The sequence below is a fragment of the Streptomyces thermoalcalitolerans genome (genome assembly GCF_039525155.1).
In the GTDB taxonomy this organism is placed as follows: domain Bacteria; phylum Actinomycetota; class Actinomycetes; order Streptomycetales; family Streptomycetaceae; genus Streptomyces; species Streptomyces thermovulgaris.
The window spans coordinates 1-15,388 of record NZ_BAAAHG010000054.1 but is presented as its reverse complement, the minus strand read 5'-3'; the positions used below and the strand labels follow the sequence as shown (position 1 = coordinate 15,388).

10 protein-coding genes and 1 pseudogene are annotated in these 15,388 nt (G+C 70.9%); 4 read left to right on the top strand and 7 right to left on the bottom strand.

Annotated elements, in window-relative coordinates; genetic code table 11:
- Positions 1 to 1,017 carry an aspartate-semialdehyde dehydrogenase gene (locus tag ABD224_RS24130; protein WP_344053374.1) on the bottom strand — a complete coding sequence of 339 codons (1,017 nt, stop codon included), beginning with the start codon at positions 1,015 to 1,017 and terminating at the stop codon, positions 1 to 3.
- A 424-nt stretch (positions 1,018 to 1,441) separates the two neighbouring features.
- Entirely contained in the window at positions 1,442 to 4,762 is a 3,321-nt protein-coding gene (locus tag ABD224_RS24125; protein ID WP_344053372.1) for a S8 family serine peptidase, read from the bottom strand.
- 245 nt (positions 4,763 to 5,007) lie between these two features.
- Between ABD224_RS24125 and ABD224_RS24120 the strand changes: the two genes are divergently transcribed.
- Positions 5,008 to 5,460: an NUDIX hydrolase gene (locus tag ABD224_RS24120; RefSeq protein ID WP_344053370.1), complete on the top strand. Its 453-nt coding sequence runs from the start codon at positions 5,008 to 5,010 to the stop codon at positions 5,458 to 5,460.
- A 421-nt stretch (positions 5,461 to 5,881) separates the two neighbouring features.
- Here ABD224_RS24120 and ABD224_RS24115 read toward each other — a convergent pair whose 3' ends face one another.
- Together ABD224_RS24115 and pepN are read right to left on the bottom strand one after the other, a co-directional pair.
- Positions 5,882 to 6,955: a hypothetical protein gene (locus ABD224_RS24115; protein ID WP_344053368.1), complete on the bottom strand. Its 1,074-nt coding sequence runs from the start codon at positions 6,953 to 6,955 to the stop codon at positions 5,882 to 5,884.
- Positions 6,956 to 7,157: 202 nt separating this feature from the next.
- Positions 7,158 to 9,746: an aminopeptidase N gene (gene pepN / locus ABD224_RS24110; protein ID WP_344053366.1), complete on the bottom strand. Its 2,589-nt coding sequence runs from the start codon at positions 9,744 to 9,746 to the stop codon at positions 7,158 to 7,160.
- Positions 9,747 to 9,880: 134 nt separating this feature from the next.
- Here pepN and ABD224_RS24105 point away from each other — a divergent pair, with 134 nt between their 5' ends.
- Positions 9,881 to 10,555, top strand: a complete 675-nt coding sequence (locus tag ABD224_RS24105; protein WP_344053364.1) for a mycothiol-dependent nitroreductase Rv2466c family protein — start codon at positions 9,881 to 9,883, stop codon at positions 10,553 to 10,555.
- Positions 10,556 to 10,687: 132 nt separating this feature from the next.
- Here the strand turns inward: ABD224_RS24105 and ABD224_RS24100 are convergent, their stop codons facing one another.
- On the bottom strand, positions 10,688 to 11,335 hold the full coding sequence (locus ABD224_RS24100; protein ID WP_344053362.1) for a superoxide dismutase: 648 nt from the start codon (positions 11,333 to 11,335) through the stop codon (positions 10,688 to 10,690).
- A 155-nt stretch (positions 11,336 to 11,490) separates the two neighbouring features.
- Complete coding sequence (locus ABD224_RS24095) at positions 11,491 to 12,879, bottom strand: amino acid permease (RefSeq protein WP_344053360.1); 1,389 nt, start codon at positions 12,877 to 12,879, stop codon at positions 11,491 to 11,493.
- Between the two features lie 590 nt (positions 12,880 to 13,469).
- On the opposite strand from ABD224_RS24095, the gene ABD224_RS24090 reads away from it, so the two are divergent.
- Positions 13,470 to 14,051: a biotin transporter BioY gene (locus tag ABD224_RS24090; RefSeq protein WP_344053358.1), complete on the top strand. Its 582-nt coding sequence runs from the start codon at positions 13,470 to 13,472 to the stop codon at positions 14,049 to 14,051.
- Positions 14,052 to 14,163: 112 nt separating this feature from the next.
- Here ABD224_RS24090 and ABD224_RS24085 read toward each other — a convergent pair whose 3' ends face one another.
- Positions 14,164 to 14,892 carry a hypothetical protein gene (locus tag ABD224_RS24085; protein WP_344053356.1) on the bottom strand — a complete coding sequence of 243 codons (729 nt, stop codon included), beginning with the start codon at positions 14,890 to 14,892 and terminating at the stop codon, positions 14,164 to 14,166.
- Between the two features lie 161 nt (positions 14,893 to 15,053).
- Here ABD224_RS24085 and ABD224_RS24080 point away from each other — a divergent pair.
- Positions 15,054 to 15,296, top strand: a pseudogene (locus ABD224_RS24080) (protein kinase domain-containing protein); the annotation flags it as partial.
- Positions 15,297 to 15,388: the final 92 nt, after the last annotated feature.

Below are 15,388 nucleotides of genomic sequence, written 5' to 3'. Positions count from 1 at the left end.
TCAGCCCTTCAGCTCCGCCGCCACCAGCTCCGCGATCTGCACGGCGTTCAGCGCCGCGCCCTTGCGGAGGTTGTCGTTGGAGATGAACAGGGCGAGACCGTTCTCCACCGTCTCGTCGCGGCGGATGCGGCCGACGTACGACGGGTCCTTGCCGGCCGCCTGCAGCGGGGTCGGGATGTCCGACAGCTCGACCCCGGGGGCGTCCTTCAGCAGCTCGACGGCGCGCTCGGGGCTGATCGGGCGGGCGAACCGGGCGTTGACCTGCAGGGAGTGACCGGTGAACACGGGGACGCGCACACAGGTGCCGGAGACCTTCAGGTCCGGGATCTCCAGGATCTTGCGGGACTCGTGGCGCAGCTTCTGCTCCTCGTCGGTCTCGTTCAGACCGTCGTCGACGAGGTTCCCGGCGAAGGGCAGCACATTGAAGGCGATGGTGCGCTTGTACACGGCCGGCTCGGGGAAGTCGACGGCCTCGCCGTCGTGGGTGAGCTTGTCGGCGTCGGCGATCACCTTCTGCGCCTGGCCGTGCAGCTCGGCGACGCCCGCGAGACCCGAGCCGGACACCGCCTGGTAGGAGGAGACGACCAGCGCCTGCAGGTCCGCCTCCTGGTGCAGCGGCTTGAGGACCGGCATCGCGGCCATCGTGGTGCAGTTCGGGTTGGCGACGATGCCCTTGGGGCGGTGGGCGAGCGCGTGCGGGTTGACCTCGGCCACCACCAGCGGCACGTCCGGGTCCCTGCGCCACGCCGAGGAGTTGTCGATCACCACGGCGCCCTGCGAGGCGACCTTCTCCGCCAGCGCCCTCGAGGTCGCGCCGCCCGCCGAGAACAGGACGATGTCCAGGCCGGTGTAGTCCGCGGTGGCCGCGTCCTCCACGGTCACCCCGTCCAGGACCTTCCCGGCCGAGCGGGCCGAGGCGAACAGGCGCAGCTCGGTCACGGGGAAGTCGCGCTCCGTGAGGATCCTGCGCATGACCGTGCCGACCTGACCGGTGGCTCCGACGATTCCGATCCTCACAGTGACTCCTCCACGTGTGCTGCCATGTGCTGTGCGTGCGTACGGCTCGGCGCCGAGGCCCCTCCATCATGCGGTCCGCCCCGGCCCCTCTGTCCAATCCTTTGTCCCACCCTTTGTCCTGCTCTCTGCCCCGCGGGTCCGGGGACGGGAGCGGGCGCACCCGGAGCGGACCTGCGGTCTTGTCGCTCCCCCGGCACCGGACTGCAGAAAATCGCCCGGAAGGGGTTTTCCGCCGCAAGCCGTGCTGCCGGGCGCCTGCCCGCCGGGCTCCGCCCCAGGACCGGGCGGCGCACGGGTGTGATGTACGCCTCCCCGATCCTTCCGGGCCTGCGCCGCCGGAAAGCGAAGGGGGGCGGGTGCCCGCACGGACACCCGCCCCCACTGCCGTTCGCGGAAGGACCGCGACGATCACGGCCCGACGGCCTTACGGAACGACCTTGCCGATCTTCACACTGCCGATGCCCGCGACGGTGCCACGGGCGTTGAGCACCCGGACCTCGCCGAAGAACTCGCGGCCCTCGGGAGCCGGCTCATGGGCGACGACCTCCGCGGAGATCCGCGCCGTACCGTTCGGGGCGAGCGGGTGCACCTTCGACTCGTCGACCTTCACCGAGCCGAGCGCCGCCGAGTAGTACACGTCCCGGTAGTCGTAGGCCGTGGAGCCGGCCGGCACCGAGTAGGCGTCGATCTCGACGGTGTACGTGCCCGGGGCGGGGTTGGCGATGGAGACGGACTCCTCCGAGCCGCCCGCCGCCGAGTAGGCGACCCGCTGGCCGGCGGCGTTGAAGACGTACAGGTCCAGGTCGGCCCCGGCGTCCGAGACATTGCCGATGGTGACGTCCAGCCGCTCGGCGCCCTCCGGCACGACGACGGTCGTGGTGTGCGTGTCACCGTCGGCGATGGTGGGACGGTCCGACTTCGACGAGCCGAGGGAGCCGCCCTTCAGCCTGGCGTCCAGCCCGGCGAGCCTGTTCGTCAGCGTCCAGGACACCGGGGCCGGCACACCGGCCCTGGCCTCCTCGACCGTCTGCACCGCGGGGCTGAAGTCCAGGCCGTACACGGCCGCGGTCAGCGTGAACGGGTTGTCGAGCAGCGGCGACGTACGACGGGCCTCGACCTCGATCTCCCACACGCCCGGCGTCGGGTCGCTGTACGACCGCACGTCCGGGCGGCAGGTGTTGGCCGGGTTGTCGTAGTTCGGGTAGCAGTTCGGGGTCGAGGTCGGGTCCACCGGGGTGCCGTAGGGGTGGATCGCGATGAAGCGGGTCTGGCTGCCGGCCTTGAGTCCGCTCATCGCCACCTCGAGGGTCTTCGCGCCCTCCGGGACCGTCACGAAGTACGACCGGGTGCTGTTGCGCTGCACGACGCCGGACACCGCGTGGGTCCAGGACGGCTTGGCGAGGTCCGAGGCGACCACGACCGTCAGCATGATCTGCCGGTCCACGCCCTCGGTGCGGCGGTCGTTCACCTCGAGGATCGCGCTGTGCACACCGGCGGCGCGGGGACGCGCCTCGATCCTCACCGTCACCGGCTTGTTCAGCGGCAGCGAGACCGTGCGCGGGCCGAGGATCCGGAAGGTGCCGTCGTCGTTCTTCAGGCCCAGATGGTGGGTGACGGAGCCGGCCGGGCCCGTGGTGCGGGTGATCTGGACCTCGTAGGTCTTCTTCTGGCCCTTCTTCAGGCCGCCCTCGCGGTCGTACAGGCCGGTGCCGAAGCCCGGCGTCTTCAGCGCCCAGGACAGCGAGGTGTCGACCGGGGCCTTGACCGCGTAGGCGTGCGCGGTGGCGCCGTGCTGGATCGACTTCCAGGCCTTGACGACGTCGATCAGGCCCGCGCCCTCACTGTGCGGCTGCTCGCCCTCGATGTGCTTGGCGGTCGAGGTCAGCGCGGTGCGCAGCTTCGCCGGGGGAAGGTCGATGTGCTTCTGCTTCGCCGCCGACAGCAGCAGCGCGGCCGCGCCGGCCGCCTGCGGGGACGCCATCGAGGTGCCCTGGAGCATCGAGTAGCCGGCCGGGAGCGAGTAGCCCGCCTCGGCGACCGGGCCGCCGGGCATCCAGGTCTGCGTGGTGTTGATGGCCGCGCCCGGCGCCGAGAGGGTCGGCGTGAAGCCGCCGTCCTCACGCGGACCGCGCGAGGAGAACGGCATCATGGCGTACTTCCTGCTCACCACGGAGCCGTAGTTGGCCGCCCAGGTCTCCTTGGAGACGGACGCGCCGACCGAGACGACCTTGTCGGCGAGACCGGGGTCACCGATGGTGTTCAGGCCCGGGCCGCTGTTGCCCGCCGAGATCACAAGCTGCACGCCGTAGGTGTCGATGAGCCGCGTGTACAGCTCCGCGCGGGCGTTGTTGCCGTCGTTGAGCGCGGGCAGGCCGCCGATGGACATGTTGACGATGTCCACGCCGCGGTTGACGACGAGGTCGATCATGCCCTCGGTGAGCGCGACGCTGGTGCAGCCACCGTTCCAGTTGCAGGCCCGGGAGGAGACGATCTTCGCGCCCGGGGCGGCGCCGTTCATCCTGCCGCCGAACAGGCCGTGGGCGGCGGTGATGCCGGCGACGTGGGTACCGTGCGAGGACTCGATCAGGCCGATGTTGACGAAGTCGGCCTTCTTGCCGGCCCAGGATCCGCCGAGGGGATCCATCGGCACGTCCTTGCGGATCTCCACGACGAACGGCTGCCGCTCGGCGACGTCCGTCTTCGGGTCGTCGGTGCCGAAGTAGCCGATCTGGAAGCCGTCCTTGTACGGCTTCATCGGCGTGTCGTCGGTGAAGTCGTGGTTGTTGTTCAGGTCCACCCGGACCGTGCCGGCCGCCGGGTCGTACAGCACGCCCCAGACGTCGGTGGTGTCGCCGTCGCGGTTCACGTCCCCGCCCGCGTCGCCGCCGGCGGTGTACGACTCCGCGAACGTGCTGATGCGGTACGAGCCCGCCGGGGCCTTCCAGGCCGTGCCGCCGTAGGTGAAGGAGGGCCCGGAGACGGAGTCCGTCATCGGGCGCCAGGTCCGGTCGCCGTCGACGATCGGGTCCGTCGCGGTCACCCAGTCGACGATCTTGCGCTCGCCGGTGGTGGTCTTCTGCAGCGCCGGGTGGGCGAGGTCCACACCGGTGTCGAGGATGCCGATGGTGATGCCCCGGCCGTCCGCCTTCGGGTTCTTCCTCACGAAGTCGACGGCCCCCGTCTCGAAGGACGGGTTGTACGGGTTCACGGCGGGCGTGTTCTTGCCCGGCGCCGGGTAGGAGCCCTTGCCGCCGCCCTTGTGGCCCTTGGCGCCCTGGGCGGAGCCCGCGTCCGGCCGCGGGTCGTCGATCGGGATGTCCTGCTTGAGGTCGATGGCCCGCACCGAGGACAGCTTCGCGGCGGCGGCGATCGCCGCATCCGCTGTGCCCGTCGGCACGGTGGCGCGCACATAGCCGAGCTTGTCGTAGGTGAGGCCCACGGCGCCGCCCTTGACCGCGTCCAGCTGCCTGGCGACCTGCTCGGTCTGCCCGGGCGCGGTGGCGATCATCATGGTGACGTGCTTGGCGCCCTCGGCCTTGGCCTCGGCGAGCAGTTCGGCGTCGGCCGAACCGAGTTTGTCGTCCGTCTCCTTGACGGTCGGGTCGGTGGGGGTCGGGCCGTCCAGAGCGACGGCCAGGGGTATCGGCCCTGCGATGGAGAGCGCGGCCACCACGCCGGCCGCGGTGGCGATGCGGGCCAGGCGTCTGGCACCGCCGAGCGGTGCGCGCTGGGGATCGGAGGTCATTGGTATTCCTTGCAGGTAAAGGAACCAGGTGTGTGCGCGACCGGATCCGGTCGCGGCGTCCGGATGTCGGGCCGGACGAGCGCTCAGCTTTACCCAGAGGAAAGTTGTTTGACGAGAGCTGACCGTGACGGAATGAAGCCATGGCGTACTTCCGCCATGCGTTATCCGGAAGATAATCACTCAAACCGGGCCCTCCTGCCCGACGTTGGGCCGCTCTTCTCCGGAGTACGCCGTAACGTCCCTTCATGCACAAAGAGTTGAGGGTGGCGGCCTACGCCGTATGCGTCAGGGACGGACGGCTGCTGATGGCCCGCTGGGTGGCCGCCGACGGCGCCCGCCGCTGGACCCTGCCCGGCGGCGGCATGGAGCACGGCGAGGATCCCTACGACACCGTCGTCCGCGAGGCCGAGGAGGAGACCGGCTACACCATCGAACCGGTCGCCCTCCTGGGCATGGATTCCGTCCGCCGCACCTACCCGCGCCGTCTGGGCACCCGCGCCGACTTCCACGGTCTGCGCATCCTCTACGAGGCCCGCGTCATCGGCGGTGAACTGCGCGACGAGACGGGCGGCTCCACGGACCGCGCGGCCTGGCACCCCCTGGAGGCGGTTCCCGCACTGCCCCGGGTCGGTCTGGTCGACGCGGGTCTGCGCCTGTGGCGCGAGCGTCCGGCGGCGGGACGGGTGGACCGCCCGTAGGGACGACGGGCGGACCGCCCGTGGACGTCCCCGCCCGGCGAGCGGCGCCACGGCGGCGGGAAGACCGCCGCGCTTCCCGGCCGGCCCCGCCGTCCCGCACCGCGTGCCGTCCCGGCACCGCCCCGGCGCCCGCACGGACCCGGCCGGCGGCCCGGGGGACCGCGAGCGGAGCCGTCGCCGGGGAAGGCCGCCGCGGAAGGGCGGGAACCGGCCGGCCATCGTGACCGGAGGAACCCCGGCGGCCCGTGTGCGGTCTCTTTTTCAACGGCGACGGGGCGGGCGACGGCGACGCGGTCATCGAGGCGGAGTTCTGCGGAGACTGACGCACCGTCACCCGTACCCGGACGCACGCGGAGGGACCACCGGCCGTGACGCCCGGCGGTCCCTCCGCTCCCCTCCTGCGGTGGTGCGCCCGGCCCCCCTACCGGGGCAGCACCACGACATACGCCGCCGGATCGCGGTCGGCGGCGGCCAGCAGGGCCGTGCGCACCACCGCCGCCTGCTGCTCCATCGCGTCGCGCAGCTTCCTGGGCGTGATGTGGACGACCGTGATGCCCAGGCGCTCCAGGTGCTCGCGCTTGCGGACGCTCTCCGACCACCGGGCGTCCTCGTCCGGCCGGGAGGCGCGGGTGTCCAGCTCCACCGCGACCGCCTGCTCGGGCCAGTACGCGTCCAGGCTGCCCAGATGGGGGCCGCCCGGCAGACGCAGGTCCACGTTCCAGACCGGATCGGGCAGGCCGTACTCGCGGACCATCCGGTACAGCCGGTCCTCCGCGAGGGCTCGTCCCTCGGCCAGCAGCAGGTCCACCGCGTCCACCACATGCGGCCGGTTCAGAAGCCGCGCACTGGTCAACTCCCGTACGATCGCCGCCGGTTCGCAGTACCCGTCGCGCACCGCCTCGGTCAGCAGCCGCCGTACCGTACCCGCGTCCGACAGGTCGGCCACCGCGTCCGCCAGGGCGCGCGGCACCGGGGCCACCGGCAGCCCGGTGACCATGTCCGGCGCCGGCAGGACGGCCGTGCGGACGATCCGGGCGCAGCCCGTCGAACGCAGCCGGCGGACGCGCTCCACCAGGACGTCGATCTTCTTCAGGGACGTCAGGGCGGGGGAGGAGGCGAAGCCGTGCAGGGTCAGGGCCGCCAGCCCGGTGATCATCGCATCGACGGGCGCCGGACGGTGCGGGACCTGGGCGGTGGGCTGCACGGGCACCCCGGGCGCCGGCCGGGGAAGCGATGCGCGGGCGGCGTACATCAGCACCGCGTGCAGCCGCTCCTCGCTGGTCGGCGGGCCCGGGTGGAGCAGGTACACCCCCGGCAGGATCTGCTGCCAGGGGCCGCCGCTGCGGCATCGCTCGGCCGTCTCGGCGGCCGACACTCCGTGCGCGCGCAGCTGAGCGGCGGTCAGGACCTGACGGTGCGTCTCGGCGAGGTGGTGCAGGGGGCGGGGGGAGGCCTGGTGGGACGGGCGGGGGAAAAGCGGAGTGTTGTGGTTCATGTCCGGCACGTTTCCCGGGCCGGGCCCGGCCTGTAACCCCTGTTACAGGAGCGTCGACGAATCAGGACAAGACCGCCCTAAAGGACGGGTGTTCGGATACCGAAAACCCCTGGTCCCCGAGGGGTGGACCAGGGGTTACGGCCTGTTGTGCCGGGATTTTGTAACGATGACTGCGCGCCTGATCTTTGGCCAGAGGTGGGGGTCATCCGGCCGCGGACCCGGCTGCCGCGTCGCACGCCTGTCCGCGCAGTGCCCGGGCCAGGTCGTCCCGCGCCTCCAGGACCAGCCGGCGCAGGGCGGGCGCGGCCTGCTCGTGCGCGGCGAGCCACGCGTCCGCCGCCTCCAGAGTCTCCTGCGAGTCCTGGAGCCACGGGAACAGGCCCCGTACCACGTCCATCCCGATCTGGATGGACCGCTCGGTCCACACCCGCTCGATCGCCTCGAAGTACTTCGGCGCGTACGGCGCGAGCAACTCCCGCTGGGAGGGCTGGACGAAGCCCGCGATCGTCGCCTCGACCAGCGCGTTCGACAGCTCCTCCGACTCCACCACCTGCGCCCACGCCTGCTCCTTGACGGCGGCCGAGGGCCGCGCGGCCAGGCAGCGCACCTGACGCCGCTTGCCGGAGGCGGTGTCGTCACGGGCGAGTTCGCCGGCGAGCGTCTTCTCGTCCGCCACCCCGTGCGCCGCCAGCGGCTCCAGGAACGACCAGCGCAGCTCCTGGTCGACCTCCAGCCCCTCGATCTCCTCCGTGCCGTCCAGCAGGCCCTTCAGCAGCTCCAGGTGGTCCGGGTCGGAGGCCGTCGTGGCGAAGAAGCGCGCCCACGCCAGCTGGTGCTCGCCCCCCGGCTCGGCCTGCCGCAGCTCGGCCAGCGCGCCCTCGGCCAGCAGCCGTCCGCCCGTCGTGCGCCACTGCGGCGCCGCGTAGTGCACGAGCGCCGACTCCGCCCAGGTGTGCAGCATCTGCAGCACACCGATGTCGGACTCGCGGCCCGCGAAGCGCAGCACCAGGCCGATGAAGTCCCGGGCGGGCAGCAGCGCGTCCCGGGTCATGTTCCACAGCGCCGTCCAGCACAGGGCGCGGGCCAGCGGATCGGTCAGCGCGCCCAGGTGCTCCCGCAGGGTGGCCAGCGAGGTGTCGTCGAAGCGGATCTTGCAGTAGGTGAGGTCGTCGTCGTTGACCAGCACCAGCTCCGGGGCGTCCTGACCGGCCAGCTCCGTCACGACCGTCCGGGCGCCGTCCACGTCCACTTCGGCGCGCGCGTACCGCTCCAGCGCCCCCTTTGGGGAACGCCGGTACAGGCCCACCGCCACCCGGTGCGGGCGCAGCTCGGGGTGGGACGGCGCGGCCTCCTGCAGGACGGCCAGCTCCTCGACGGTGCCGTCGGGGCCCAGCACCACCTGCGGGGTCAGCGAGTTGACCCCCGCCGTCCGCAGCCAGGCCCGCGCCCATGTGCCCAGGTCCCGGCCGCTGGTCTCCTCCAGGACCGCCAGCAGGTCGGACAGGCGCGTGTTGCCGTACGCGTGCCGCTTGAAGTAGCGGCGGGCGCCCTCCAGGAACGCGTCCCGGCCGACGTACGCCACCAGCTGCTTGAGGACGCTGGCGCCCTTGGCGTAGGTGATGCCGTCGAAGTTCAGCTTGGCGTCCTGCAGATCGCGGATGTCCGCGGTGATCGGGTGCGTGGAGGGCAGCTGGTCCTGCCGGTACGCCCACGCCTTGCGGCGGTTGGCGAAGGTGATCCAGCCGTCGGTGAAGCGGGTCGCGCCGACCAGGGCGAAGGTGCCCATGAAGTCGGCGAAGGACTCCTTCAGCCACAGGTCGTCCCACCACTCCATGGTGACCAGGTCGCCGAACCACATGTGCGCCATCTCGTGCAGGACGACGTTGGCCCGTGCCTCGTAGGAGGCCCGTGTCACCTTCCCCCGGAAGATGTACTCCTCCCGGAAGGTCACCAGGCCCGGGTTCTCCATCGCGCCCAGGTTGTACTCCGGCACGAACGCCTGGTCGTACTTGCCGAACGGGTACGGGTAGTCGACGTGGTCGTGGAAGAAGTCCAGGCCCTGCTTGGTGACCAGGAAGATGTCGTCGGGGTCGAAGTGCCGGGCGAGCCCCTTGCGGCACAGGGCGCCGAGCGGGATCCGAAGCCGCGTGCCGTCCTTGAGCACCCGCTCGTAGGTGTCGGTCACATAGTGGTACGGCCCCGCCACCACACAGGTGATGTACGTCGAGATCGGCTTGGTCTCGGCGAACCGCCACACCCCGTCGTGCAGCTCGCCGGCCCCGTTGCTCCACACCGTCCAGCCCTCCGGCGCCCGCACCTCGAAGCGGAAGGGCGCCTTGAGGTCGGGCTGCTCGAAGTTCGCGAAGACCCGGCGGGCGTCGGCCGGCTCGTACTGGGTGTAGAGATAGACCTCGCCGTCCTCCGGGTCGACGAAGCGGTGCAGGCCCTCGCCGGTGCGGGAGTAGGCGCACTGGGCGTCCACGATCAGCTCGTTGTCGGCGGCCAGGTCCTCCAGGACGATCCGGGAGCCGTCGAAGACCTCGCTGGGATCGAGGTCCTTGCCGTTGAGCGAGACGGCGGTGACGCTGGGCGCGATCAGGTCGGCGAAACTGGACGCGCCGGGCTCGTTGCAGCGAAAGCGGATCGTGGTCACGGACCGGAACGTCCGCGGCTCCTCCCCGGTCTCCTCGCCCACCGCGGAACGCACGTCCAGGGACACCTCGTAGCCCTCGACGGACAGCAGCGCGGCCCGCTCCCGGGCCTCGTCGCGGGACAGATTCTCACCGGGCACGGACGGTACTCCCTCGATCGTGTTCTGGATGAGGACAGGAATGATCCTGCCATGTGCCCCTGACACGTGGCAGCAGGGAATGTGCGGGCCGACGGTCGGTGTTGACGTGGAAAAAGCGACCGTTGAGGAGAGTCATGCCCGAGACCACCGCCACCGCGACCCCGTCGTCCGGCAGGACCCCCGTCGACTTCTGGTTCGACCCGCTGTGCCCCTGGGCCTGGATGACCTCCCGGTGGGTGCTGGAAGTGGAGAAGCTGCGGGACATCGAGGTCCGCTGGCACATCATGAGCCTGGCGGTGCTGAACGAGTCCCGGATGGACGAGCTGCCCGAGGAGTACCGCGAGATGCTCGCCACCCAGGCGTGGCCGCCGGTGCGCGTGGTGACCGCGGCCTGGCAGAAGCACGGCGAGCAGGTCCTCGGTCCGCTCTACACCGCGCTCGGCACCCGCTTCCACAACCGCGGCGAGGGCGCCACCCGCGAGGCCATCGCCGCCGCGCTGGAGGAGACCGGCCTGCCCGCCGACCTGATCGACTACGCCGACCAGGAGGACTTCGAGTTCGACGCCGAGCTGCGCGCCTCCCACAAGGAGGGCATCGAGAAGGTCGGTCAGGACGTCGGCACCCCGATCATCGCCGTCCCCGGTCCGGACGGCGAGCAGATCGCCTTCTTCGGCCCGGTCGTCACTCCCGCACCGAAGGGCGAACAGGCCGCCCGTCTGTGGGACGGCACGCTCGCGGTCGCCTCGATCCCCGGCTTCTACGAGCTGAAGCGCACCCGCACGGTGGGCCCGGACTTCAGCAACCTGTGACCCGGCGGGTCAGCGGAAGCCCCCGCGAGCAAGGTCCTCGCGGGGGCTTCCTTTGTGTCGCCTGCCTGCGTGAAGGGTGAGAAGACGATCACGTGGCAGGGCGCCTCATGGGGTGTACGGGGCGTGCGGGGCTCACGGAGCGAGAAGCAGCACGTCCGTACGGGACTTCGCGGCCGCGTAGCGCTTGGCCACGTCCTGCCAGTCGACCACCTTCCACATCGCCTCGATGAAGTCGACCTTCTGGTTCTTGTACTGGAGGTAGAAGGCGTGCTCCCAGGCGTCGAAGACCAGGATCGGGGTGGAGCCCTGACCGACGTTGCCCTGGTGGTCGTAGACCTGTTCGACGATCAGCCGGCCGCTCAGCGGCTCGTAGGCGAGGACGCCCCAGCCTGAGCCCTGGGTCGTGGCCGCGGCCTTCGACATCTGGGCCTTGAACTTCTGGAACGACCCGAAGGACTCGGCGATCGCGTCCGCCAGCTCGCCCAGCCCGTCCTTCTCCAGCGGCTCGCCGCCGCCCTCCTTCGGGCCGGTCATGTTCTGCCAGTAGATCGAGTGCAGGATGTGCCCGGAGAGATGGAAGGCCAGGCTCTTCTCCAGGCCGTTGATCGCCCCCCACTGCTCCTTGTCCCGTGCCTCCGCGAGCTGCTCCAGCGTGTCGTTGGCGCCCTTCACATACGCCGCGTGGTGCTTGTCGTGGTGCAGCTCGATGATCTCCGGGCTGATCACAGGAGCGAGCGCGGAGTAGTCGTACGGCAGCTCAGGAAGTGTGTAGACGGGCATGGGGATCCCCTCCGGCCTGTTATTGCAACATAATTGCAACTACAACCTAGCAGCAGCAAGCCCGCCGCGGGCAATGCCGCGCGCACGACGAAGGCCCCCACGCAAGACACGTGAGGGCCTTTCAGCGCGTGTTCGGTCCAGTGCGGCGCGGTGCGTCAGCTCCGGGCGCGCCGGCGCTGCCGGACGTATCCGGCCGCCGCCAGGACCAGGGTCATCCCGCCCGTCGCGTACAGCTGGACCCGTGTACCGGGCTCCCGGGCCATCAGGGCGAAGATCGTCGTCATGCCGGCCAGGGCGGTCCAGGTGAGCCAGGGGAACGCCCACATCCGCACGATCAGCTTTTCGGGTGACTGGGCCTCCAGCCTGCGCCGCAGCCGCAGCTGGGAGGCGGCGGTGAAGAACCAGACGACCAGGATCACCGCGCCGATCATGTTCAGCAGCCAGGGGAAGACGTCGTCCGGCCGCCAGTAGCTGAGCAGCACGCACACAAAACCGAAGAAGCAGCTGCTCAGCACCGCGATCCGCGGGACCCCGCCCGAGACCTTCGCCAGCGCCCTGGGTCCCTGACCGCGCTCGACCAGGGAGTACGCGATGCGCGAGGAGCCGTAGATGTTGGCGTTCATCGCGCTCAGCAGCGCGACCAGCACCACCACGTTCATCAGCTGACCGGCGCCCGGGATGCCGAGGCGGTCGAGCGCGGCGACGTACGGGCCCTTCGTCACGATCTCCTCCGAGTCCCAGGGGACGAGGGTGACGACGACCGCCATCGAGCCGATGTAGAACAGCGCGATACGCCACATCGCCGTCCGCACGGCGCTCGCCACGCCGCGCGTCGGGTTCTCCGACTCGGCCGCCGCGATGGTCACCGTCTCCAGGCCGCCGTAGGCGAAGACGGAGGCGAGCAGGCCGACGATCAGGCCGTCGCCGCCGTTCGGGAAGAAGGCGGTGAGGTGCGAGACGCCCGGTGAGTCGGTGCCGGGCAGCACACCGGCGATCGCGAGCGCGCCGAGGGCGAGGAACAGGACGATCGCGCCGACCTTCAGCGCGGCGAACCAGAACTCGAACTCGCCGAAGTTCCGTACCGCCGCCAGGTTCGTGCCGCAGAACAGCACCATGAACAGCGCCACCCACACCCACTCCGGTGTGCCCGGCAGCCAGCCGGTGACGATCTTCGCGGCGCCGATGCCCTCCAGGCCGACCGCCGTGCACAGCAGCACCCAGAACGCCCAGCCCGCGGTGAACCCGGCCCATGGGCCGAACGCCCGCTCGGCGTGCGCGGAGAACGACCCCGACGACGGGTACGCCGCCGACATCTCGCCCAGCATCCGCATCACCAGCATCACGAGCAGGCCGGACAGGGTGTAGGCGAGGACGATCGAGGGACCGGCGGCGGCGATGCCCGCGCCCGATCCCACGAACAGGCCGGCGCCGATCACCCCACCGAGGGCGATCATCGACAGGTGACGCTGCTTCAGGCCGTGGGAGAGGGAGGAGGAGGTGTCGTCGGCCCGCTTGGAGCGTTCGACGGCGGTGGTGCTCGGCATGGGGTGACCCGTTCGACGTGGGGGGACAGATGCACAAACGCGCCCAGTCTGGGCGGCCTTCCGGCGGGAAGAGGGGATTGCCCAGTATGCGGACACCCTTGGTGCGCAGAGTGGAACGGCGGCTACGCGGCGAGAGGGGCCGCGACCGTCGTGCCGTGCGAGACGTCACCCTCGATCGAGCAGCTCTTCCCGCCCTCGGCCCCGGCCGGTCTTCCAGCCCTTGCCCCCTGCCGTCCTCCGTCCTCGGCCCCGGCCGGGACGTCGCCCGCGACGGTCACCCGGTGCAGCCGGCGAACGGCCCGCGCCCGCCGGCCGGCGGACGGACGCGGACGGCCGAGGGGACGATGCGGGCAGCGGGCGGGGAGCGATTTGGTGGAATCCCACAGTCCCCCGCCGGGCCGGAGAAGTGTCGAAAACCGCTTCACCTCAGTGACCGGTGTCACGCCCTCGCGGGTGTACGGCCCTTCCTTTGTGCGAGGGTGACCAACCGTCCGTTCCCGCCTTGTCGAACGCCGACGGTGATCACCGTGTGACAGCTGGGATAGCGTCACGGTGTCCCGAAGCACCTTCACCTCGCCCCGGAGACCTCCATGAGCACCGCTGCCGTCACCCCCGCCCGTACCGGCATCGTCCTCGCCGACCTGCTGCCCGCCTCCCGCGTCCGGGACGTCGCGCTCGTGGTGGGCGGTGCCGCGCTCACCGGAGTCGCCGCCCAGATCGCGGTGCCCGTGCCGGGCTCCCCGGTGCCGGTGACCGGCCAGACCTTCGCGGCCCTGCTGGTGGGCACCTCGCTCGGCGCCGGCCGCGGCTTCCTCTCCCTCGCGCTGTACGTGCTCGCGGGCGCCGTGGGCGTGCCGTGGTTCGCGGGCGGTGCCTCGGGCGTGGCCGCCGTCTCCTTCGGCTACCTCATCGGCATGCTGCTCGCCGCCGCCGTCGTCGGCGCCCTGGCCCGCCGCGGCGGTGACCGCAGCGTCTGGCGCACGGCCGGCACGATGGCGCTGGGCTCGGCGGTCATCTACGCGGTCGGCGTGCCCTACCTGGCCCTGGCCACCGGCATGTCCGTGTCCGACGCGATCGCGGCCGGCCTCGTCCCGTTCCTGGTCGGCGACGCCCTGAAGGCCGCCCTGGCGATGGGCCTGCTGCCCACCGCCTGGAAGCTCATCGGGAAGTGACGGTTTCCCGCCCGGCGCCGTAGGACCGGCGCCGGGGTTTTCCGCGCAGGTTTCCGCACCAGAGGTCCGCCGGGGCGCGGCGCGCCACCCGCCCGGCGGACCTCTTGCGCCTTCACCGCTGCCGGGCCTGCCCCTGCCGCGGCCGGCGCCCTGACCACCACACCCCGGCCGCACCCGCCGCGATCAGAGCCGCGGCGGCCGCACCCAGGGGAAGGACATCGCTTCCGGGGCCGGTCCTGGGCAGTTCGTCGCCCGGGGTGACCGGCTTGTTGTCGGTGCCCAGCAGAAGGGGCGTGGCGGGGGCGTTCGGGGACGGGTTCGTCGTGCCGAACGGCACCGGACCCTGCTGCCAGTACGTCTTCCTCCCGTCGTCCGTCTGCACGGGCAGGCAGATCTTCCCCTCCTTGCCCAGGTCGTACGTCGCGTCGACGGCATACGACCTCGACGCCCCCGCGGCCAGCCGGCCGACCGCACAACTGAAACCACTGTTCGAACCGGCCGGCAGATCCTTTTCCGGGATCGCCGAGCAGCCCGGCACATGTGTGACCTTCAGCCCGTCGAAACCGACGATCAGGAGTTTGAGGTCATCGCTGCTCTTTGTGCCGCCGTTCTTCACCGTGGCGGTAATCCTCGTCTTTTTCGAGCTGTTGTCGACCGTGATCCTTTCCGGGAGCAGCGTGGTCACCTTTACGCCCTCCGGGGCTTTGTCGACGACCTTTCCTCCCAGGCCGCTCCCCGGGCTCCCGTCATCCGCGGCTACGGTTCCGGAAAAGATCACCACCGCCGAGAAAGACGCTGTGACCAGCGATCCCAGCGTGGTCGTCGTGCGACGAGAACCCATGCTCCATCCCCCCTCGGCTGCGCTGAATTCGCAGTATCAGAAGAGGTACCACAAGATTTCCCCGCACTATGCTGGTACGGCCCCAAGTGTGACCATTGTGTTCCCGTGAGGGGCCGGACGGCGTGTTGTCGAGGGGGTGCAGCGAATTGCCGGGGAATTCGATGCGCGGCGGTGTTCCGGGGTTATTGGTGGCAGGACGCTACCGGCTGGCCGAGAGTATCGGTCAGGGGGGAATGGGGCGGGTGTGGCGAGCCGTCGACGACATACTCGACCGGCAGGTCGCGGTCAAGGAAATGCGCATCGACGGCCTCGACCCCGAGGACACCCGGACCCGCCGCGAACGCGTCCTGCGCGAGGCACGGGCCACGGCCAGAATCGACCACCCGAACGTGGTCCGCGTCTACCTCTGATCTTGCGAGAGTGCCCCGGCCTTCAGGCCGGGGGTGAATCGCATCTCTGACCTCAGCCGTGGGCACGGGTCCGCACTGTCTACCCA